The sequence below is a fragment of the Pseudomonas sp. GL93 genome, assembly GCF_003408955.1.
In the GTDB taxonomy this organism is placed as follows: domain Bacteria; phylum Pseudomonadota; class Gammaproteobacteria; order Pseudomonadales; family Pseudomonadaceae; genus Aquipseudomonas; species Aquipseudomonas paracarnis.
Genome location: NZ_NKRF01000021.1, coordinates 24,819 through 46,337, shown reverse-complemented (window position 1 = coordinate 46,337; position 21,519 = coordinate 24,819). Strand labels below are relative to the sequence as shown.

Sequence of the window (21,519 nt, the reverse complement as noted above, 5' to 3'; positions counted from 1 at the left end):
CCCTCGACTTCCTGACCAAGGACTGTTCGGGAGTGCGCTTTTAACAGGCGGGCCGTGTCCCGCAACGGTAAATGCCGCCATGTCGATCTTGCAGGCCATCAGAACCTTTTTCTTTTACCTGCTGCTGGGCACCAGTTCGTTTCTCTGGTGCACCCTGAGCTTTTTTATTGCACCGTTCCTGCCCTTCAAGGCGCGCTATCGCTTCATCAACGTCTACTGGTGCCGCTGCGCGTTGTGGCTGAGCAAGGTGTTCCTGAATATTCGTTTCGAGGTCAAGGGCGCTGAAAACGTCCCTGATCAGCCGTGCGTGATTCTCTCGAACCATCAGAGCACCTGGGAGACGTTCTTCCTCTCGGCGTACTTCTCGCCGTTGAGCCAGGTGCTCAAGCGCGAGCTGCTGTACGTGCCATTCTTCGGCTGGGCCATGGCCATGTTGCGTCCGATCGCCATCGACCGGGACAACCCCAAGGCTGCGCTCAAGCATGTCGCCAAGAAGGGCGATGAGTTGCTCAAGGACGGCGTCTGGGTGCTGATCTTCCCTGAGGGCACGCGGGTCCCCTACGGCACCGTGGGCAAGTTCTCACGCGGTGGCACCGCCCTGGCGGTCAACGCCAACCTGCCTGTGCTGCCGATTGCGCATAACGCCGGCAAGTTCTGGCCCAAGACTGGCTGGGCTAAACGCCCAGGCACTATCACCGTAGTGATCGGCGAACCGATGTACGCAGAAGGCGAAGGTCCACGTGCCATCGCCGCCCTGAACGACCGCGCTGCGGCGTGGAATGAGGCGCAGCAACGGGCCATGGGTTCCCTGCCTCCGGAACCGGTGGTGGTGGAGACACCGGCAGTTTGAGAATCTGTGGATAACCTGTGTACGCTTTGTTGGCGAATTGGCTTTTTTGCCTCATAACAATCTGATTTACTTACATATTTCTGAAGCTCATAAAATTCAGAAAAACGTGCATAAGTTTTTTCTTCATAAAAAAACCGGTCCTTGTGACCGGTTTTTTATGCACAGCAGAAAAGCCGCTTTTTCAGTCCTCCAATAGCGGTAGCAGCAGGATAAACGTCGAGCCCTTGCCCAGCTCACTTTCACACACGATGCGCCCACCGTGCCGTTCTACTACCGCCTTGACCATGGTCAGGCCCAACCCAAGACCTTCGCTGCCCTGGGCCGAATCGAAACGTCGGTATTGGTTGAACAACTCCGGTAGATCCTCAGACGCAATCCCCGGTCCCTGGTCGCTTATCCTGCATTCCAACCAACCTTGCGCACTGCCATGCCTCAACCTGACGGTTGTGCCGGACGGGGAGTATTTGATCGCGTTCTCCAGCACATTGAACAACGCCCGGGTGAGCAGCGATTGGTCGGCATAGACCATGGCCTCATCCGCCTCATCCAGGTCGTGGACCAAATGGATGCCCTTCAACTGCGCAATCACCGCCACTTGATCAAAGGCGTCCATCACCAGCATGGCAAACAGGGTGGGCTGGAACTGGTAACCGTCCGCTTCAGCCTTGGCCAATTGCACAAAGGATTCGGTCAGGCTCAAGGCTCGCCGTACCTGCTGTTCGATCTGGGTAAACACCGGGGACTCCCCGTTGTGCACGTCCAGCAGGGCGAGGATCGCTGAATGCGGTGCACGCAGGTCGTGGGAAAGGAAACGCAGCATCGTCTCGCGGTGCTGCTGGGCTTCACGCTCCTTGCTCAGGTCCGTCAGGCTCAACAACCAGCCGAGGGCGAAATCCCCTTCGGCAGGCAGCAAAGGTGCCAGTTCCATGCGCAAACTGCGTTGGTGGATATCGCGAAACTCGACCAGTTCCAGCGCCGACAGGGCAGGGCGTACACCATTGTGCAGCGGGGGATAACCCAGGTCGGCGAGCTGTTCGATGAGGTTTTCGCCGACCAGGTCATTGCCGAATACTTCACGGGCCACGCGGTTGGCCAACAGGATGCTGCCCTGGGGATCGGTGATCAGCGTTGCTACCGGCAGGCACTCCAGTCCGTCAGCCATAAAGCGCCGCGTATCGCGTGTACGACTGACGGCTTGTTCAAGAGCAAAGATCCGCCCTTGCAGCACATCGCCCTTACTGGCGGGCGCGCGACGACGTTCCGGAAGCACCTTGGGTTCGTTGTCCAGGCGTGCCAGTTCCCAGCCAAAGTAGGCGAGGATTACGCTCAGGCGTCGCCAATTCCAGATCAGGTAACTCAGCAACAAACCGATCAGGCACGCTGCGGGGCTCCACCAGTGGCCCAGGCGCAATAAGGCCCATGAGCCCAGCAAAGCCCCGGCCATGCCTGCCAAGGTCATCCACAGGGCGTAGCGTGGGCGCACAAGCAGAAGGCCCAACAGCAGGGCCACCAGGGACGTTGCCAGCAACGCCGCCAGCCAGCCGGGCAGATCGACAATGCTGCGGCCCTGCAACAAACCATTCAGTACATCCGCCTGGATCTCCACCCCTGCGGTGGTACCCACGGTGGAAGAGAGCGGCGTCACAAAACGATCGGCCATGCCATAGGCTGAGGCGCCGATCAGAACCAGGCGACCCCGCAGCGACTCGGGAAGTACCTCGCCGCGCAATAAGCTGACGTAGGACACACTGGGAAAATGGCCTGGTTGCGAAGTGAACGGCACACGAATCTCATGTTCCTGGTGCCAGTGCCCTCCAGTAGGCTCCTGTGGCAGGCCCGGCATCGTCTCGGCGTGCTCGCTCATGGCGAATGCCAGCCACGCCAACTGAGGGAGTGTGCTGCCCGGAGGGCCTTCACGTAGATACACGCTGCGCACCACACCGTCGTTATCCGCTTCAACGTTAATGTGCCCGACGCCCTTGGCGCACTTGAGCAGGGGCGATAACGGCGCTACAGGGGCCTTGGGGCTGACGCTACTGTCTCCGGCAATGGGCAGCAATACATTGCCGGCTTTGCATACGGCATCGGCCAGTCGTTGGTCGTCATTACTGTTGCCGGTCTCACTGAAGATCACATCAAACAAAATGCCCGCCGGCTGTGCGGCGTTCAGGCGTTCAATCAGCTCGGCATGTACGCTGCGCGGCCAAGGCCACGGGCCGAGTGCTTCCAGGCTGGGCGCGTCAATGGTCACCAGAACAATGCGTGGATCTACCGGTAAGGGCGTGAGGCGGCGCAGGCTATCATAGAGCGGATTGTTGAGCGCTAAGCCAGCGCTCAAGGATAAGTAGGCCGTAAAGGGCAGGAGTACCAAACCGATCAGCAGCCATTCACGAACCAACCCATGGAACAAAAGCTGGGCCTGGGTAGGTTGGCGTTTCTCGGCTTTGCGCCAGAGCTTCACAGGGCTACCGCCACGAGGGGGCCAAGGCATTGATGGTCGTTAAATAAAGATGTCATAAGCCCAGGATCCCTCTCCATGGGGTTGCGATGAAGTGCATGCGGTGTTCTGAAACCAGTGAAGCTTATTTCGGTCTCATTGGAGGACTTGCCACGACCGCGCAATGAACGATACCGCACATTGGAGCAGGCCTGGCACCGGCGAGGCGATCGGCACCGAGCCTTTTGCGCAACGACAAGAGCCGGTATCTTCTTCGAAGATCGTAGTGAAATGAGTTTACGGCGCTTTCAGCGTATCGAGAGATCCAAGCACTGTAGAATCCGTCCATAATTATTCAGATTCAGAGGCCGGCGTTTGTACAGCATGCGCCCCCATTAAAGCTCTCGTATTTTTGTAGGAAGGACCCCGCCCATGCGTGTCGCAATACTGGATGACGAACCCGCAGAATTGCGACGGGTGGAACAGACACTGCGACAGATTCCCGGCCCGGCTGAACAGCCCTGGTCGCTGCATTTTTTTGAACGTGGCGAAGACCTGCTGCGCCAGCTACGTCGGGAAACCTTTGACCTGCTGATCCTCGACTGGCAACTGCCGGATATTTCCGGGATAGCGTTACTGCGCTGGACCCGCGAGCACATGGAGTCGCCTCCCGCCGTTATCATGCTCACCAGTCGCGATGCCGAGAGCGACATCGTGACGGCGTTGAACAGCGGGGCGGACGACTATGTCAGCAAGCCGTTTCGGCCCAACGAACTCAAGGCTCGAGTCAGCGCCGTCCTGCGGCGCCACGGTTTGCAGAAGTCGAATACGCAGGAAGTGCAGAGCTTTAACGATCTGACATTCGACGATGCAGAACTGACCGTCACCCGCGCAGGTAAACCCATCAACCTCACAGAACGGGAATACCGCTTGGCAAGTTGTCTATTTGCCAACCTGGCCCGGCCGTTGTCTCGCGAGTACCTGTATGAGCGGTTCTGGAGCCACGAAGAAATGGTCTCGTCGCGGCCGCTGGACACGCATATCTACCGCCTGCGTAACAAGCTAGGGCTGACCGCGGATCGCGGTTGGCAGCTGCTGACGATCTACGGTTACGGATATCGATTGGAAAGTGTGACACCCGCTGTGGAAAGTTAGATATGCCGATGTTCCACGTGGAGCATTTAAAAATGGGGGACTGCAGACCAACAAAAAAGGCCAACGCTAAGCGTTGGCCTTTTGTTTTTAGCAGATGTACCTGATCAGAAGTCCAGGTTAGACACCGCCAAGGCATTGCTCTCGATGAAGTCACGACGAGGCTCGACCGCATCACCCATTAGGGTGTTGAAGATCTGGTCTGCGCCAATGGCGTCTTCGATGGTCACGCGCAGCATGCGACGCTGAGCAGGGTCCATGGTGGTTTCCCACAGCTGATCCGGGTTCATCTCGCCCAGACCTTTATAGCGCTGGATGGTATGACGCTTGGTGCTTTCCGCCATCAACCAGTCCAAGGCTTCCTTGAACTCCTTGACCTGCTTCTTGCGTTCGCCACGCTGAATGTAAGCACCGTCGTCCAGCAGGGTGCTCAGTTGCGCGCCGAGGGTGACTACGGTCTTGTAGTCGTTGCTGCCGAAGAAGTCGCGGTTAAAGGTGACGTAATTGGACAGGCCGTGGGAGATCAGTTCGACCTCTGGCAGCCATACGTTACGTTCGCGGTCTTCACGCAGGCTGGCTTTGTACACCAGGCCAGACTTCTCCACAGTACGCAGGCGCACTTCGTATTGGGCCAGCCAATCCTGCATGGCGGCGTGATCGCCCAACTGCTCCAGGCTCACGGCCGGCAGGTAGATGAAGTGCTCGGTCAGCTCCTGAGGGTACAGGCGCGACAAGCGCTTGAGCGTCTTCATGACCATACGGAAGTCGTTGACCAGGCGCTCCAGCGACTCACCCGAGATACCCGGCGCTTCGTCATTCAAGTGCAGGCTGGCATCTTCCAGGGCCGACTGCGTCATGTACTCTTCCATGGCGTCGTCGTCTTTGATGTATTGCTCTTGCTTGCCCTTTTTCACTTTGTACAACGGCGGCTGGGCGATGTAGATATAGCCACGCTCGATCAGCTCCGGCAACTGACGGAAGAAGAAGGTCAGCAACAGGGTACGGATGTGCGAACCGTCGACGTCAGCATCGGTCATGATGATGATGTTGTGGTAACGCAGCTTGTCGATGTTGTACTCATCGCGGCCAATACCGCAGCCCAATGCCGTGATCAAGGTGCCGACTTCCTGGGAGGAAATCATCTTGTCAAAGCGGGCCTTCTCAACGTTGAGGATCTTGCCCTTCAACGGCAGGATGGCCTGGGTGCGACGGTTACGGCCCTGCTTGGCGGAACCGCCAGCAGAGTCACCTTCCACCAGGTACAGTTCGGAGAGGGCAGGGTCCTTCTCCTGGCAGTCAGCCAGTTTGCCGGGCAAACCGGCAATATCCAGCGCGCCTTTACGACGGGTCATCTCACGGGCCTTACGTGCGGCTTCACGGGCACGTGCAGCATCGATCATCTTGCCGACAACCAGCTTGGCTTCGTTCGGGTTTTCCAACAGGAAGTCGGAGAAGTACTTACCCATTTCCTGTTCAACCGCGGTCTTCACTTCGGAAGACACCAGCTTGTCTTTGGTCTGGGAGCTGAACTTCGGATCCGGAACCTTGACCGAGATGATCGCCGTCAGGCCTTCACGAGCATCGTCACCGGTGGTGGCGACTTTGTGCTTCTTCGCCAATCCTTCCGCTTCGATGTAGGTGTTCAGGTTACGCGTCAACGCAGAACGGAAACCCACCAAGTGAGTACCGCCATCGCGCTGGGGAATGTTGTTGGTGAAGCACAACAGGTTCTCGTTGAAGCTGTCGTTCCACTGCAGGGCGATTTCCACGCCGATGCCGTCTTCACGCTGGATGTTGAAGTGGAACACCTGGTTGACCGCAGTCTTGTTGGTGTTCAGGTATTCAACAAAAGCACGCAGGCCGCCTTCGTACTTGAACAACTCTTCCTTGCCGCTGCGCTCATCCTTGAGGACGATGCCAACACCGGAGTTAAGGAAAGACAGTTCGCGAATCCGCTTGGCCAGGATGTCCCAGCTGAAGTGGATATTCTTGAAGGTCTCAGCCGATGGCTTGAAGTGGATCTGGGTACCGGTGGTTTCACTGTCACCAACGATTTTCATCGGTTCCTGTGGCACACCGTGGACGTAAGTCTGTTCCCAGATCTTGCCGCTACGGCGAACGGTGAGAATCAACTCTTCGGACAGAGCGTTCACTACCGACACACCTACACCGTGCAAACCGCCGGATACTTTATAGGAGTTGTCGTCGAATTTACCGCCGGCGTGGAGCACGGTCATGATGACCTCTGCCGCCGAAACGCCTTCTTCTTTGTGTACGTCTACCGGGATGCCACGACCGTTGTCACGCACGGTAATGGACTCATCCGGGTGGATGATAATGCTGATGTCGTCGCAGTGACCGGCCAGAGCTTCGTCGATGGAGTTATCGACCACCTCAAACACCATGTGGTGCAGACCGCTACCATCATCGGTGTCGCCAATGTACATACCGGGACGTTTGCGTACGGCATCCAAACCTTTCAGCACTTTAATGCTGGTCGAGTCGTACGTGTTTTCTTCGCTCATGCCTTCACTCCCGATGGTCGTGGGTCTGGGTGATACGGCCTTGTTCCACGTGGAACAAAGCGACTGGCGTTTCCGTCTGCCAGCCTTCCCTCAATAATTCGTGGTCTACACAGGTGATAAACACCTGGCAGCGTAAGTCTTCCAACAAGCGGCATAGCGAGCGGCGGTGCTGCTCATCGAGTTCCGACGGCAAGTCATCCACCAAATAAATACACTGACCGCGCCGAGCTTGGCTAACCAAGTGACCTTGCGCGATACGCAACGCACAGACCACCAACTTCTGCTGGCCGCGGGACAAGATATCCGCAGCATTGTGTGCACCTAATCTAAGGCGCAAATCAGCGCGCTGGGGGCCGGCCTGGGTGTGTCCGATTTGCTGATCCCGTTGCAAGGACGTTGCAAGCACTGCACTCAGCTCACGTTCTTTGTCCCAACCCCGGTAATAACTCAGCGTCAGCCCCTCGAGGTCCAATAACTCGCTCAAGGTCTGCTCAAAGACTGGTTTCAAGGCTTTGATATAGGCGCGGCGGTATTCATCTATTTCGTCGCTGGCCAGGCACAGTTCACGGTCCCAGGCTGCTTGCGAAGCGGCGTCAAGTGTACCATGCCGCAGCCATGAGTTCCGCTGCCGCAGGGCCTTCTGCAGGCGCTGCCAAGTGGCCATGAAACGTGGTTCCACGTGGAACACGCCCCAGTCGAGGAATTGCCGACGGATTTTCGGGGCCCCTTCCAACAATCGAAAGCTGTCGGGGTTGATCAGCTGCAACGGCAGGATCTCTGCCAACTGCGCTGCGCTGCGCGCATTTTGCCCGTCGATTCGGATCTGGAATTCGCCACCGCGATCACGTGATATCCCCAAACTGCTATGACCGCCCTCAGCCAGTTCCACTTGGCCGAAGACGGTGCAGGCCAATTGTTCGTACTGAATCACGGGTAGCAGGCGGGCGCTGCGAAAGGAACGCGCAAGCCCCAGCAGGTGGATAGCTTCCAGCACGCTGGTTTTACCACTGCCGTTGGCGCCATGGAGGATGTTGATGCGGGGGGAAGGAGAGAAGGTCACCGGGTGCAGATTGCGCACCGCGGTGACTGAGACGCGACTGAGGGACATCTAGCTTCTGCTGAGCATGATTACAGGCGCATCGGCATGACAACGTAAGCCGAGTCGTCGTTGTCGGATTCTTGCACCAGGGCGCTGCTGTTGGAGTCCGACAGGATCAGACGAACCTGTTCGGTGGTCATAACACCCAGCACGTCCAACAGGTAGCTCACGTTAAAGCCGATTTCCAGCGATGCGCCGTTGTAGTCGACACCCACTTCTTCTTCCGCCTCTTCCTGTTCCGGGTTGTTGGCCTGGATTTTCAGTTGGCCGTTGGCCAGTTGCAGGCGAATACCACGGTACTTTTCGTTGGACAGAATCGCGGTACGGCTGAAAGCTTCACGCAGAGCCTGACGATCACCGACCACCAACTTGTCGCCACCCTTGGGCAATACACGCTCGTAGTCCGGGAACTTGCCGTCGACCAGCTTGGAGGTGAAAGTGAACTCGCCGGTGGTCGCACGAATGTGGTGCTGGCCCAACACGATGCTGACGTTGCCGTCCGGCTCGGTGAGCAAGCGTGCCAGTTCAAGGATACCTTTGCGTGGAACGATCACCTGGTGACGATCCGGCTGACCGATATCGGCACGCATCGAGCACATCGCCAGACGGTGACCGTCGGTGGCGACGGCACGGATGATGCCTTCCGATACTTCCAGCAGCATACCGTTGAGGTAGTAACGCACGTCCTGCTGGGCCATGGCGAAGCTGGTGCGCTCGATCAAGCGACGCAGCTTGCTTTGCTCCAGGCTGCATGTCAGCGAGCCCGGGCCTTCTTCCACGGTAGGGAAATCATTGGCCGGCAAGGTCGACAGGGTGAAACGGCTGCGGCCTGCCTTGACCACCAACTTCTGCTCGTCCACCTTGATGTCGATCAGCGCATCGTTAGGCAGGCTTTTGCAGATATCCATCAGCTTGCGCGCTGGCACGGTGATCTCGCCCGGTTCGGCGGGCTCTTCGAGCTGGACGCGACCCACCAGTTCGACTTCCAGGTCGGTACCGGTCAAGGACAACTGTTGGCCCTCGACCACCAGTAATACGTTGGAAAGCACCGGCAAGGTCTGTCGGCGCTCGACGACGCCTGCGACCAGTTGCAGGGGTTTCAACAGGGCTTCGCGTTGAATGGTGAAATGCATGGTCTAGTCCCTTGCCTTAATAAGCTGCGCTGGTGTCATCACGTAGTCAGTGTACGCAGCAGGTTCTTGTAGTCCTCGCGAATATCCGCGTCGGATTCCTTAAGTTCATTGATCTTGCGGCATGCGTGCAAGACCGTGGTGTGGTCGCGTCCGCCAAACACATCACCGATTTCCGGCAGGCTGTGGTTGGTCAACTCCTTGGAGAGGGCCATGGCAACCTGGCGTGGACGTGCGACCGAGCGCGAACGGCGCTTGGAGAGCAGGTCGGAAATCTTGATCTTGTAGTACTCGGCCACGGTGCGCTGGATGTTATCCACACTCACCAGCTTGTCCTGCAAGGCCAACAAGTCTTTCAAGGACTCGCGAATCAGCTCGATGGTGATATCGCGGCCCATGAAGTGCGAGTGAGCGATGACCCGCTTGAGCGCGCCTTCCAGCTCACGCACGTTGGAACGGATGCGTTGGGCGATGAAGAACGCAGCATCGTGCGGCAGATCGACTTTAGCCTGATCGGCCTTCTTCATCAGGATCGCAACGCGGGTTTCCAGCTCCGGTGGCTCGACTGCAACGGTCAGGCCCCAGCCGAAACGCGACTTCAGACGTTCTTCCAGGCCTTCGATTTCCTTCGGGTAACGGTCACTGGTCAAGATGACCTGCTGGCCACCTTCGAGCAGGGCGTTAAAGGTGTGGAAGAACTCTTCCTGGGAACGTTCCTTACGGGCGAAGAACTGAATGTCATCGATCAACAAGGCATCAACGGAGCGGTAGAAACGCTTGAACTCGTTGATGGCGTTGAGCTGCAAGGCCTTGACCATGTCAGCCACGAAGCGCTCCGAATGCAGGTAAACCACCTTGGCATTCGGGTTCTTCTTTAATAGGTGGTTACCGACGGCATGCATCAAGTGCGTCTTACCCAAGCCCACGCCGCCATACAGGAAAAGCGGGTTGTAACCATGCTTGGGGTTATCGGCGACCTGCCAGGCGGCCGCTCGGGCCAGCTGGTTGGACTTGCCTTCGACAAAATTCTCGAAGGTAAACGTGCGGTTCAGGTAACTGGTGTGCTTTAGCGCGCCTTCTACCTGCACAGTACGCTGCTCGGAGCGCACAGGCGCCTGCTGGGAGCTGGCACCGGCCATCGGGTCAAAGCTGTCGCGGGACGGCTCCTCATTCTCTGGCGCATTTTTGCGCGACGACGGCATGGACGGCGCAGCTGTCGGTGCTGGTGCAGTGGCGACAGGCGCCACTGCGGACTGGGCTTGCGACGCGGCGGCGGCCAATGGTGCATTCGGCGCGGCGCGGGGAGCTGAGCTGCGCTTGCTGCCTATTAATAAGGAGAGAGCAGGCGCCAGACCGTTGCCATGTTCGTCGAGCAATTCGAGAACACGGCCCAGGTACTTCTCGTTGACCCAGTCGAGGACAAAACGATTGGGCGCATAGACGCGCAACTCGTCGCCTTCGGCTTCGACCTGTAGCGGACGGATCCAGGTGTTGAATTGCTGGGCAGGCAGCTCATCGCGCAAAAGCTCCACGCACTGCTGCCAAAGTTCCACTGACACGGATATCCCCTAAGTTGAAAGCCGGTGAGGCAAAAACAGCCGCCATTGTAGCGGCCAGCCGTCCACTTATCCACATGTAGGTTGCTCACAGGCCACCCAAAATCAATGCCTTAACCGCTAAAAAGGCGACCAGTGGTCTGTGTATAAGCTCTGTGGATAAACCCACCTAAGCTCGTTGTACAAGTGGGGTCGAAAGTCTGTGGGTAACCAGCCTGTGGATAACTAGCTGTTCCACACACAGCTTATCCGATAGCGCAGCACAGGCAGAGCACCGCTTCTCCCCCGTGTTGTCATTCTCTGTACAACACGTAGAACAAGGGCTAAAGGCAGTTATCCACAGATGATTGCGCCCCTAGCTTTTATAAGCTTTACAGAAAAGCTTTAAATAACTTCCTTCTTTATTTTTATATCTATGGCATGCCGGATGGAAGCCAAACGTGGAGAAAGGCGTCACGACCCCCTCGACATCTAATTAAAGGAAAAGCTGGTTGGAAATTGACCTAGAGGCTTGCTTTCTCTAGAATCGCCGGTCTCTTAAAACGGGGGCCATTCCGGCCCGTTGTGGACGAACCAGGTAACAACGCCATGAAACGTACTTTCCAACCAAGCACCATCAAACGCGCCCGTACTCACGGCTTCCGTGCTCGCATGGCTACCAAGAACGGCCGTGCTGTCCTGTCGCGTCGCCGCGCCAAAGGTCGTGCGCGTCTGGCAGTTTGATAATCCGGTACTGGTGGTGAGTCAGGACTTCAGTCGGGAAAAGCGTCTGCTAACCCCCCGGCATTTCAAGGCAGTCTTTGACTCCCCCACCGGCAAGGTTCCGGGGAAAAATCTCCTGCTCCTTGCGCGTAACAACGATCTTGATCACCCCCGTCTCGGGCTGGTGATCGGCAAGAAGAGCGTAAAGCTCTCCGTTGAGCGCAATCGCCTCAAGCGTCTGATGCGCGAATCGTTTCGCCTCCACCAGGACACTCTGGTTGGTTGGGATATTGTTATCGTCGCGCGCAAAGGCTTGGGTGATGTAGAAAACCCCGAATTGATTCAGCATTTCGGCAAGCTCTGGAAACGTTTGGCGCGTACCCACAAGCCAGCACCAGCAGTCAGCACCGAAACTGTAGGGGTAGACAGCCTTGATGCGTAAACTGGCAATCGTTCCGATCCAGTTTTATCGCTATGCCATTAGTCCTCTGATGGCCAGTCACTGTCGTTTCTACCCCAGTTGTTCCTGCTACGCGTTAGAGGCCATAGAAAATCATGGTCTTCTGCGCGGTGGCTGGCTGACCTTTCGTCGTTTAGGTCGCTGTCATCCGTGGAATCCCGGTGGTTATGACCCGGTTCCACCTATCCCTACCTCCCGTTCTTCTTCGATGGCCGAGTAATCATGGATATTAAACGCACAATCCTGATCGTCGCCCTGGCAATCGTGTCCTATGTCATGGTCCTTAAATGGAACCAGGACTACGGTCAGGCTGCCCTGCCGACTCAGAATGTTGCTACCAATCAGGCTGCGCCGGCTATTCCGGACACCCCGCTGGGTAACAATGCGTCCGCGAGTGCCGATGTTCCCAGCGCGAATGGCGAGACAAGTGCCCCGTTAGAAACGCCAGTGGTCACCAACAAAGACCTCATCCACGTGAAAACGGATGTGCTCGACCTGGCTATCGATCCACAAGGCGGTGATATCGCACAGCTGAAGCTGCCGCTTTATCCACGTCGCCAAGACCATCCGGATGTGCCGTTCCAACTGTTCGATAACGGTGGTGAACGTACTTATCTGGCGCAAAGCGGCCTGACCGGTACCAACGGTCCGGATGCGCGTGCTACCGGTCGTCCGGTTTATTCGACCGAGCAGAAGACTTATCAACTGGCAGACGGCCAGAACCAGTTGAACGTCGACCTGAAATTCAGCCTCGACGGCGTCAACTACATCAAGCGTTTCAGCTTTACCCGCGGTTTGTACGATTTGAAGGTCACTTACCTGATCGACAACACCAGCGACAAAGCCTGGAGCGGCAACCTGTTTGCCCAGCTCAAGCGTGACGCCAGCTCCGATCCGTCTTCCAGCACTGCCACTGGCACCGCGACTTATCTGGGCGCCGCCCTGTGGACAAGTAACGAGCCGTACAAAAAAGTGTCGATGAAAGATATCGACAAGGGCACGCTGAAAGAAACCGTCCAAGGTGGCTGGGTAGCGTGGCTGCAGCACTATTTCGTGACAGCCTGGATTCCGAACAAGGGTGACGCGAACCTGGTTCAAACCCGCAAGGACAGCCAGGGCAACTACATCATTGGCTTCACTGGCCCGGCGTTGACCGTCGCTCCAGGTGCCAAGGCTGAAACCAGCGCTACCCTGTACGCCGGTCCTAAAAGCCAGGCTGTGTTGAAAGAGTTGTCCCCAGGTCTGGAACTGACTGTGGATTACGGCTTCCTGTGGTTCATTGCCCAGCCGATCTTCTGGCTGTTGCAACATATCCACAGCATCGTCGGTAACTGGGGCTGGTCGATCATCTTCCTGACCATGCTGATCAAAGGGCTTTTCTTCCCTCTGTCGGCAGCCAGCTATAAGTCGATGGCGCGTATGCGTGCCGTGGCTCCGAAACTGGCCGCGCTGAAAGAACAACATGGTGATGACCGGCAGAAAATGTCGCAGGCCATGATGGAGCTGTACAAGAAAGAGAAGATCAACCCGCTGGGTGGATGCTTGCCGATTCTGGTACAGATGCCAGTGTTCCTCTCGCTTTACTGGGTACTCCTGGAAAGCGTGGAAATGCGCCAGGCGCCGTTCATGCTGTGGATAACTGACCTGTCTATCAAAGACCCGTTCTTTATCCTGCCGATCATCATGGGCGCGACCATGTTCATCCAGCAGCGTCTGAACCCACCCCCGCCGGATCCGATGCAGGCCAAGGTAATGAAAATGATGCCAATCATCTTCACCTTCTTCTTCCTGTGGTTCCCTGCTGGCTTGGTGCTGTACTGGGTGGTCAACAACGTGTTGTCGATCTCTCAACAGTGGTACATCACACGTAAAATCGAAGCGGCTACCAAAAAAGCCGAGGCGTAATTTACTCTGTGGATAACCACTCAAGACGCCCCCTAGTGGGGCGTTTTGCTTTCCGTCACTTTTGTTCTGGAACCTGCTGATGAGCGCACCTCGTGAAACCATCGCTGCTGTCGCCACCGCTCAAGGTCGAGGCGGCGTCGGTATCGTTCGAATTTCCGGGCCGTTGGCGGGCGTAGCAGCCAAGGCTATCAGCGGCCGGGAGCTGAAACCCCGTTATGCCCATTACGGCCAGTTCCTGGATGCCGACCAAAGCGTATTGGATGAGGGTCTGGCTATCTACTTTCCAGGGCCAAACTCGTTCACCGGTGAAGATGTCCTTGAATTACAAGGGCACGGTGGGCCTGTGGTGTTGGATATGCTGCTGCAGCGCTGCTTGCAATTGGGTTGCCGCCTGGCCAGACCCGGGGAATTCAGCGAACGCGCATTCTTGAACGATAAGCTCGACCTGGCCCAGGCCGAAGCCATCGCCGATTTGATCGAAGCCAGTTCTGCACAGGCTGCACGTAACGCATTGCGTTCATTGCAGGGGGCTTTTTCCCTGCGTGTGCATAACTTGACCGAGCAGTTGATCAGTCTGCGCATCTACGTCGAAGCCGCGATTGATTTTCCGGAAGAAGAAATCGACTTCCTGGCGGATGGCCATGTATTGGCGATGTTGGATAAAGTCCGTGATGAGTTATCCACAGTGCTGCGTGAAGCCGGGCAGGGCGCCTTGCTGCGCGATGGTATGACGGTGGTGATTGCCGGCCGGCCCAATGCCGGCAAGTCCAGTCTGCTCAATGCTCTGGCAGGGCGCGAGGCGGCCATCGTCACCGAGATCGCGGGCACTACCCGGGATATCTTGCGTGAACATATCCACATCGACGGTATGCCGCTGCACGTGGTGGACACCGCTGGTTTGCGCGACACCGACGACCAGGTGGAAAAGATCGGCGTGGAACGTGCGCTCAAGGCGATCAGCGAAGCCGATCGTGTGTTGCTGGTGGTGGATGCCACTGCACCGGAAGCTGTGGATCCTTTTGCCTTGTGGCCCGAATTCCTTGAACAACGGCCAGACCCGGCCAAAGTCACCTTGATCCGTAACAAGGCCGACCTTACGGGTGAAGCCATCGCCCTGGAAACCAGCGAAGATGGCCACGTCACTATCAGCTTGAGCGCGAAATCGGCCGGTGAGGGTCTGGAGTTGCTGCGCGAGCACCTTAAAGCCTGCATGGGCTACGAACAGACGTCGGAAAGCAGCTTCAGTGCACGGCGCAGGCACCTGGAAGCGCTGCGTCATGCCAGCGCGGCCTTGGAGCACGGGCGGGCCCAGCTGACCTTGGCGGGGGCTGGGGAGCTGCTGGCTGAAGATTTACGTCAAGCACAGCAACTGCTGGGAGAAATTACCGGCGCGTTCAGCTCGGACGATTTGCTGGGCAGGATCTTCTCCAGCTTCTGCATCGGTAAATAGACCTTCGTTGTCCACAGACAGGCCATTCGCGCCTGTCTGTTCAGCCCGATTCAGGGCAACCCAATCCATTTTTGACTGACCCGCCGAGCAATCGGTGTTTTTCCGTGCGCGCTATTCGCCTCGGCTGGTACTTTTTTGTGGATTAAGCCCTGTGAATAACCGCGCCTGTGCCCAGTTGATAACAGGGCCTGAAACCTGAGTAAAAACCCCTCTGTGGATAACCACCTGTTTAATCCACAGGCTTAAAGCACTTATCCAAGGGACTCATTGGCACATGACCACAGGCTTTTGAATCTCTGTACACATTGTAAATAAAGGCCTACAGCAATCTATCCACAGAAAGGTGGTTCAGTATAAATAAACATAAAAACAAAGATTTAATAAATTTCTCTCTTTTAATTTCTATTGTCTGTGATTCATCCACAGCTGGTTAAATTTTGTGCAAAGGGTTCTTTAGGAAGGCCTAAGTCCCTATACTTGCCCGCAAAGCTCTAAAACCCTTTCAACAAACAATTCCTGATTACCTACATAAGCAGGCACGAGGTGCGTGGTGGATTTCCCTTCCCGTTTTGAAGTGATCGTCATCGGCGGCGGTCATGCCGGTACCGAGGCAGCACTGGCGTCAGCACGCATGGGCGTAAAAACCCTGTTGCTGACGCACAACGTGGAAACCCTCGGTGCCATGAGTTGCAACCCCGCGATTGGCGGGATTGGCAAAAGCCATCTGGTCAAGGAAATCGATGCCCTTGGCGGCGTGATGGCCATGGCCACCGACAAAGGTGGTATTCAGTTTCGTGTGCTCAACAGCCGCAAAGGCCCGGCCGTGCGTGCAACGCGTGCCCAGGCCGACCGTATCCTGTACAAGGCAGCGGTACGGGAAACCCTGGAAAACCAGCCGAACCTGTGGATATTTCAGCAGGCAGCCGATGACCTGATCGTCGAACAGGACCAGGTACGCGGTGTTGTCACTCAAATGGGCCTGCGTTTCTTCGCAGAATCCGTAGTACTAACCACCGGCACCTTCCTGGGTGGGCTTATCCACATCGGTATGCAGAACTATTCCGGTGGTCGCGCTGGCGATCCGCCGTCGATTGCTCTGGCAAAACGCCTGCGGGAATTGCCGCTGCGGGTCGGTCGCCTGAAAACCGGGACCCCGCCACGTATTGACGGGCGTTCTGTGGATTTTTCGGTGATGACCGAACAAGCCGGCGATACGCCGATTCCGGTCATGTCGTTCATGGGCTCCAAGGAACAGCACCCGAAACAGGTGAGTTGCTGGATCACCCACACCAACGCCCGTACCCACGAAATCATTGCTGCGAACCTTGATCGTTCGCCGATGTATTCCGGGGTGATCGAAGGCATTGGCCCGCGTTATTGCCCGTCGATCGAAGACAAGATCCACCGCTTTGCCGACAAGGAAAGCCACCAGGTCTTTATCGAGCCGGAAGGGTTGACCACCCACGAGTTGTATCCGAACGGAATTTCCACTTCGCTGCCGTTCGACGTGCAAATCCAGATCGTGCAGTCGATTCGCGGTATGGAAAACGCGCACATCGTGCGTCCGGGCTACGCCATCGAGTACGACTACTTCGACCCGCGCGACCTGAAATACAGCCTGGAAACCAAAGTGATCGGCGGCCTGTTCTTCGCCGGCCAAATCAACGGCACCACCGGTTATGAAGAAGCCGGCGCCCAAGGTTTGCTGGCCGGGACCAACGCAGCATTGCGTGCACAGGGCAAAGACAGCTGGTGTCCGCGTCGCGATGAGGCCTACATCGGCGTATTGGTCGACGACCTGATTACCTTGGGTACCCAGGAACCGTACCGGATGTTCACATCTCGGGCGGAATACCGTCTGATCCTGCGCGAAGACAACGCCGACCTGCGCTTGACCGAAAAAGGTCGCGAGCTGGGCCTGGTCGATGACGCCCGCTGGGCGGCCTTCTGCAAAAAACGCGAAAGCATCGCGCTCGAAGAACAGCGTCTGAAAAGTACCTGGGTTCGCCCGGGCACGGAGCAGGGCGACGCCATTGCGGAAAAATTCGGCACGCCGTTGACCCATGAGTACAACTTGCTCAACCTGCTTTCCCGTCCGGAAATCGACTACGCTGGTCTGGTCGAAGTGACTGGCCACGGCGCAGAAGACCCACAGGTTGCCGAACAGGTTGAAATCAAGACCAAATACGCAGGCTACATTGATCGCCAGCAGGACGAGATCGCCCGGCTGCGCGCCAGTGAAGACACCAAGCTGCCTGTGGATATCGACTACACCGGGATTTCCGGGTTGTCGAAAGAAATTCAAAGCAAGCTGGGGATAACTCGGCCGGAAACCCTCGGGCAGGCTTCACGTATCCCAGGCGTCACCCCGGCAGCCATCTCGCTGTTGATGATTCATTTGAAAAAACGCGGCGCGGGCCGTCAGTTGGAGCAAAGCGCTTGAGTTCGTTGGTCACCTCGCAACACGCCGAAGAGTTATCCACAGGAGCGCGCCAGTTGGGCGTGGCCCTGACCGAAGCCCAGCATGAGCTACTGCTGGGCTACCTGGCCCTGTTGATCAAGTGGAACAAGGCTTACAACCTGACCGCAGTACGTGACCCAGACGAGATGGTGTCGCGACATTTGCTCGACAGCCTCAGCGTGATGCCGTTTATCGAAAATGGCCGTTGGCTCGATGTGGGCAGCGGCGGCGGCATGCCTGGCATTCCGTTGGCGATCCTGTTTCCCGAGTCCCACGTGACCTGCCTGGACAGCAACGGCAAGAAAACCCGCTTCCTGACCCAGGTCAAACTCGAACTCAAGCTGGATAACCTGCAAGTTATCCACAGTCGTGTCGAAGCATTCACGCCTGAACTGCCTTTCAACGGGATTGTGTCCCGGGCGTTCAGCAGCATGGAGAACTTCAGCAACTGGACGCGCCACCTGGGCGGCCGTGATACCCGCTGGTTGGCAATGAAGGGCGTTCATCCAAGCGACGAGCTGTTAGCATTGCCGGCAGACTTCCACCTCGATAGCGAACACGCCTTGGCCGTACCTGGTTGCCAAGGCCAACGCCATCTGCTGATACTGCGCCGCACGGCATGATTGGGAACACAAGCAAGAATGGCTAAGGTATTCGCGATAGCGAACCAGAAAGGTGGCGTGGGTAAAACCACCACCTGTATCAACCTCGCAGCATCCCTGGTCGCGACCAAGCGTCGGGTGCTGCTGATCGATCTCGATCCACAGGGCAACGCCACCATGGGTAGCGGTGTGGATAAACACGGCCTGGAAAACTCGGTCTACGATTTGCTGATTGGCGAATGCGACCTGGCCCAGGCCATGCACTATTCCGAGCACGGCGGTTACCAACTGCTGCCGGCCAACCGCGATCTGACCGCGGCGGAAGTGGTGCTGCTGGAAATGCAGATGAAAGAAAGCCGTCTGCGCAGCGCCCTGGCGCCCATTCGCGACAACTACGATTACATTTTGATCGACTGCCCACCGTCGCTGTCGATGCTTACGCTTAACGCCCTGGTGGCCGCCGATGGGGTCATTATCCCCATGCAGTGCGAGTACTTCGCTCTCGAAGGCTTGAGCGACCTTGTGGATAACATCAAGCGGATCGCCGAGTTGCTCAACCCGAACCTGAAAGTCGAAGGCCTGCTGCGTACGATGTATGACCCGCGCCTGAGCCTGATGAACGATGTTTCGGCGCAGCTCAAGGAACACTTCGGTGACCAGCTGTACGACACCGTGATTCCACGCAACATCCGCCTGGCCGAAGCGCCAAGCTATGGCATGCCCGCGCTGGCGTACGACAAATCCTCGCGCGGCGCCATTGCCTACCTGGCGTTGGCTGGCGAGATGGTTCGCCGCCAACGCCGCAATTCACGCACCGCTGCAGCCCAGCCAACTTAAGGAATCCCCATGGCCGTCAAGAAACGAGGTCTCGGACGTGGACTGGATGCACTGTTGAGTGGTCCGACCGTCACATCGCTTGAAGAACAAGCGGTGCAGGCCGAGGAGCGCGAGCTGCAGCACTTGCCGCTGGACCTGATCCAGCGCGGCAAATACCAGCCACGTCGGGACATGGACCCCCAGGCCTTGGAAGAACTGTCCAACTCGATCAAGGCCCAGGGCGTGATGCAGCCCATCGTGGTGCGCCCCATTGGCGGCGGCCGCTTTGAGATCATCGCCGGGGAGCGCCGCTGGCGTGCCAGCCAGCAGGCCGGCAAGGAGACCATCCCGGCGATGGTGCGCGATGTGCCGGATGAAACCGCGATCGCCATGGCGTTGATCGAGAATATTCAGCGTGAAGACCTCAACCCGATCGAAGAAGCGATTGCGTTGCAGCGTTTGCAGCAGGAATTCCAGCTCACCCAGCAACAAGTGGCCGAGGCAGTGGGCAAGTCCCGCGTCACCGTGTCCAACTTGTTGCGTTTGATCGCGCTGCCGGAAGTGATCAAGACCATGTTGTCCCACGGCGACCTGGAAATGGGCCATGCCCGTGCGTTGCTCGGTTTGCCGGAAAATCAACAGGTTGAAGGGGCGCGACACGTTGTCGCACGAGGCCTGACCGTACGTCAGACCGAGGCGCTGGTGCGCCAGTGGCTGAGCGGCAAACCTGCACCGGTCGAAACCGCCAAACCTGATCCGGATATCGCGCGACTTGAGCAGCGCCTGGCCGAGCGCCTGGGCTCTGCGGTGCAAATTCGTCACGGCAAGAAGGGCAAAGGGCAATTGGTCATCGGATATAACTCCCTTGACGAGCTTCAAGGCGTCCTTGCCCACATCCGCTGAAACATTTGCTTATGTAGCGCGTGATCGGAAATCACTCCCCGACAGTTGAATAGGGGCTGAACCGCCCCTATACTCTGCGCGCATTTTGTCGGCACAAATTATGCCAAGTTATTGATTTCCGGCAGCCGACCATTGAGGAGCAAGAGTGATGGAAACCCGCACGCCAAACACGTTGCCGTTCCATCGCTTGGCTGTTTTTCCGGTTTTACTGGCTCAATTTGTCATTTTGCTGATCGCCGCATTGGCGCTTTGGTATTGGCATGGAGTCGTAGCCGGGTATTCAGGACTCTGCGGAGGCCTGATAGCCTTGCTGCCCAATATGTATTTTGCTCACAGGGCCTTTCGGTTTTCCGGCGCCCGAGCAGCCCAGGCTATTGTCCGGTCTTTTTATGCCGGCGAGGCGGGGAAACTGATTTTGACGGCAGTGCTGTTTGCACTGACCTTTGCAGGTGTGAAGCCATTGGCGCCGCTGGCTGTATTCGGCGTCTTCGTGTTGACCCAACTGGTCAGCTGGTTCGCTCCCCTGCTAATGAAAACAAGACTTTCGAAACCTTAGGGCGTTTGAGGCAACCATGGCAGAAACAACCGCTTCGGGCTATATCCAGCACCACTTGCAGAACCTGACCTTCGGTCAGCTTCCTAATGGCGGCTGGGGCTTTGCCCACACCGCAGCAGAAGCCAAAGAAATGGGGTTCTGGGCTTTCCACCTGGATACTCTGGGTTGGTCGGTCGCATTGGGTCTGATCTTCGTCCTGATTTTCCGCATGGCGGCAAAGAAGGCGACTTCCGGTCAGCCAGGTGCTTTGCAGAACTTCGTTGAAGTATTGGTCGAATTCGTCGATGGCAGCGTGAAAGACAGCTTCCATGGCCGTAGCCCGGTGATTGCACCGCTGGCACTGACCATCTTCGTCTGGGTGTTCCTGATGAACGCCGTCGACCTGATTCCGGTGGACTGGATTCCTCAGTTGGCCATGGCGATCTCCGGCGACCCGCACATTCCATTCCGCGCCGTATCCACCACTGACCCGAACGCCACACTGGGCATGGCTCTGTCGGTATTCGCGCTGATCATTTTCTACAGCATCAAGGTCAAGGGCATCGGCGGCTTCATCGGCGAACTGACCCTGCACCCGTTCGGCAGCAAGAACATCTTCGTTCAAGCCCTGCTGATCCCGGTGAACTTCCTGCTGGAATTCGTCACCCTGATCGCCAAGCCGATTTCCCTGGCTCTGCGACTGTTCGGCAACATGTATGCCGGCGAGCTGGTGTTCATTCTGATCGCTGTGATGTTTGGCAGCGGCCTGCTCTGGCTTAGCGGCCTGGGCGTAGTTCTGCAGTGGGCGTGGGCTGTGTTCCACATCCTGATCATTACCCTGCAGGCCTTCATCTTCATGATGCTGACCATCGTCTACCTGTCGATGGCGCACGAAGAGAACCATTAAGACCAGTCTCGACTAGTCTGATGTCCTTC

The 21,519-nt window shown here is 57.1% G+C and carries 18 protein-coding genes; 13 read left to right on the top strand and 5 right to left on the bottom strand.

Features of this window, described 5'->3' with window-relative positions; translation table 11 throughout:
• Positions 1-79: 79 nt before the first annotated feature.
• Positions 80-850 carry a 1-acyl-sn-glycerol-3-phosphate acyltransferase gene (locus CER19_RS04890; protein ID WP_003187258.1) on the top strand — a complete coding sequence of 257 codons (771 nt, stop codon included), beginning with the start codon at positions 80-82 and terminating at the stop codon, positions 848-850.
• 181 nt (positions 851-1,031) lie between these two features.
• Here CER19_RS04890 and CER19_RS04885 read toward each other — a convergent pair whose 3' ends face one another.
• Positions 1,032-3,311, bottom strand: a complete 2,280-nt coding sequence (locus CER19_RS04885) for a CHASE2 domain-containing protein (RefSeq protein ID WP_116665573.1) — start codon at positions 3,309-3,311, stop codon at positions 1,032-1,034.
• Positions 3,312-3,719: 408 nt separating this feature from the next.
• Here CER19_RS04885 and CER19_RS04880 point away from each other — a divergent pair, with 408 nt between their 5' ends.
• Complete coding sequence (locus tag CER19_RS04880; RefSeq protein ID WP_116665572.1) at positions 3,720-4,442, top strand: response regulator transcription factor; 723 nt, start codon at positions 3,720-3,722, stop codon at positions 4,440-4,442.
• 104 nt (positions 4,443-4,546) lie between these two features.
• Here CER19_RS04880 and gyrB read toward each other — a convergent pair whose 3' ends face one another.
• The 4 genes from gyrB to dnaA are packed head-to-tail and all read right to left on the bottom strand — an operon-like array spanning position 4,547 to position 10,752.
• Positions 4,547-6,964 (bottom strand): DNA topoisomerase (ATP-hydrolyzing) subunit B, encoded by a 2,418-nt coding sequence (gene gyrB, locus CER19_RS04875; protein ID WP_017528682.1) that lies wholly within the window; start codon positions 6,962-6,964, stop codon positions 4,547-4,549.
• A gap of 4 nt (positions 6,965-6,968) precedes the next feature.
• Positions 6,969-8,072 (bottom strand): DNA replication/repair protein RecF, encoded by a 1,104-nt coding sequence (recF, locus tag CER19_RS04870; RefSeq protein WP_003187251.1) that lies wholly within the window; start codon positions 8,070-8,072, stop codon positions 6,969-6,971.
• Positions 8,073-8,092: 20 nt separating this feature from the next.
• Positions 8,093-9,196 (bottom strand): DNA polymerase III subunit beta, encoded by a 1,104-nt coding sequence (gene dnaN / locus CER19_RS04865; RefSeq protein ID WP_003187250.1) that lies wholly within the window; start codon positions 9,194-9,196, stop codon positions 8,093-8,095.
• Between the two features lie 38 nt (positions 9,197-9,234).
• Positions 9,235-10,752 (bottom strand): chromosomal replication initiator protein DnaA, encoded by a 1,518-nt coding sequence (dnaA, locus tag CER19_RS04860; RefSeq protein ID WP_116665571.1) that lies wholly within the window; start codon positions 10,750-10,752, stop codon positions 9,235-9,237.
• Positions 10,753-11,337: 585 nt separating this feature from the next.
• On the opposite strand from dnaA, the gene rpmH reads away from it, so the two are divergent.
• The 11 genes from rpmH (at position 11,338) to atpB (ending at position 21,490) form a co-directional block, all read left to right on the top strand.
• On the top strand, positions 11,338-11,472 hold the full coding sequence (rpmH, locus tag CER19_RS04855) for a 50S ribosomal protein L34 (protein ID WP_003213577.1): 135 nt from the start codon (positions 11,338-11,340) through the stop codon (positions 11,470-11,472).
• A gap of 13 nt (positions 11,473-11,485) precedes the next feature.
• Positions 11,486-11,893 (top strand): ribonuclease P protein component, encoded by a 408-nt coding sequence (gene rnpA, locus CER19_RS04850; RefSeq protein WP_020302575.1) that lies wholly within the window; start codon positions 11,486-11,488, stop codon positions 11,891-11,893.
• Positions 11,886-12,131, top strand: coding sequence for a membrane protein insertion efficiency factor YidD (gene yidD / locus CER19_RS04845; RefSeq protein ID WP_019816912.1), 246 nt, complete (start codon positions 11,886-11,888; stop codon positions 12,129-12,131). Before rnpA ends, yidD begins: the two co-directional genes overlap by 8 nt.
• A gap of 2 nt (positions 12,132-12,133) precedes the next feature.
• Complete coding sequence (yidC, locus tag CER19_RS04840; RefSeq protein ID WP_116665570.1) at positions 12,134-13,816, top strand: membrane protein insertase YidC; 1,683 nt, start codon at positions 12,134-12,136, stop codon at positions 13,814-13,816.
• A 79-nt stretch (positions 13,817-13,895) separates the two neighbouring features.
• Positions 13,896-15,266, top strand: coding sequence for a tRNA uridine-5-carboxymethylaminomethyl(34) synthesis GTPase MnmE (mnmE, locus tag CER19_RS04835; RefSeq protein WP_116665569.1), 1,371 nt, complete (start codon positions 13,896-13,898; stop codon positions 15,264-15,266).
• A gap of 550 nt (positions 15,267-15,816) precedes the next feature.
• Positions 15,817-17,709 carry a tRNA uridine-5-carboxymethylaminomethyl(34) synthesis enzyme MnmG gene (gene mnmG / locus CER19_RS04830; RefSeq protein WP_003195895.1) on the top strand — a complete coding sequence of 631 codons (1,893 nt, stop codon included), beginning with the start codon at positions 15,817-15,819 and terminating at the stop codon, positions 17,707-17,709.
• Entirely contained in the window at positions 17,706-18,350 is a 645-nt protein-coding gene (rsmG, locus tag CER19_RS04825) for a 16S rRNA (guanine(527)-N(7))-methyltransferase RsmG (protein WP_116665568.1), read from the top strand. Before mnmG ends, rsmG begins: the two co-directional genes overlap by 4 nt.
• Positions 18,351-18,368: 18 nt before the next feature.
• Positions 18,369-19,166 (top strand): ParA family protein, encoded by a 798-nt coding sequence (locus tag CER19_RS04820; protein ID WP_056790763.1) that lies wholly within the window; start codon positions 18,369-18,371, stop codon positions 19,164-19,166.
• Between the two features lie 9 nt (positions 19,167-19,175).
• Positions 19,176-20,048 carry a ParB/RepB/Spo0J family partition protein gene (locus tag CER19_RS04815; RefSeq protein WP_116665567.1) on the top strand — a complete coding sequence of 291 codons (873 nt, stop codon included), beginning with the start codon at positions 19,176-19,178 and terminating at the stop codon, positions 20,046-20,048.
• Between the two features lie 148 nt (positions 20,049-20,196).
• Positions 20,197-20,604, top strand: coding sequence for a F0F1 ATP synthase subunit I (locus CER19_RS04810; protein ID WP_010565865.1), 408 nt, complete (start codon positions 20,197-20,199; stop codon positions 20,602-20,604).
• Between the two features lie 16 nt (positions 20,605-20,620).
• Positions 20,621-21,490, top strand: a complete 870-nt coding sequence (gene atpB, locus CER19_RS04805; protein ID WP_003195886.1) for a F0F1 ATP synthase subunit A — start codon at positions 20,621-20,623, stop codon at positions 21,488-21,490.
• Positions 21,491-21,519 lie beyond the last annotated feature (29 nt).

Coding starts and splice junctions, on each gene's coding strand:
- CER19_RS04890 (WP_003187258.1), top strand. CDS start 80: ATGTCGATCTTGCAGGCCATCAGAACCTTTTTCTTTTACCTGCTGCTG.
- CER19_RS04880 (WP_116665572.1), top strand. CDS start 3,720: ATGCGTGTCGCAATACTGGATGACGAACCCGCAGAATTGCGACGGGTG.
- gyrB (WP_017528682.1), bottom strand. CDS start 6,964: ATGAGCGAAGAAAACACGTACGACTCGACCAGCATTAAAGTGCTGAAA.
- recF (WP_003187251.1), bottom strand. CDS start 8,072: ATGTCCCTCAGTCGCGTCTCAGTCACCGCGGTGCGCAATCTGCACCCG.
- dnaN (WP_003187250.1), bottom strand. CDS start 9,196: ATGCATTTCACCATTCAACGCGAAGCCCTGTTGAAACCCCTGCAACTG.
- rpmH (WP_003213577.1), top strand. CDS start 11,338: ATGAAACGTACTTTCCAACCAAGCACCATCAAACGCGCCCGTACTCAC.
- yidD (WP_019816912.1), top strand. CDS start 11,886: ATGCGTAAACTGGCAATCGTTCCGATCCAGTTTTATCGCTATGCCATT.
- yidC (WP_116665570.1), top strand. CDS start 12,134: ATGGATATTAAACGCACAATCCTGATCGTCGCCCTGGCAATCGTGTCC.
- mnmE (WP_116665569.1), top strand. CDS start 13,896: ATGAGCGCACCTCGTGAAACCATCGCTGCTGTCGCCACCGCTCAAGGT.
- CER19_RS04820 (WP_056790763.1), top strand. CDS start 18,369: ATGGCTAAGGTATTCGCGATAGCGAACCAGAAAGGTGGCGTGGGTAAA.
- CER19_RS04815 (WP_116665567.1), top strand. CDS start 19,176: ATGGCCGTCAAGAAACGAGGTCTCGGACGTGGACTGGATGCACTGTTG.
- CER19_RS04810 (WP_010565865.1), top strand. CDS start 20,197: ATGGAAACCCGCACGCCAAACACGTTGCCGTTCCATCGCTTGGCTGTT.
- atpB (WP_003195886.1), top strand. CDS start 20,621: ATGGCAGAAACAACCGCTTCGGGCTATATCCAGCACCACTTGCAGAAC.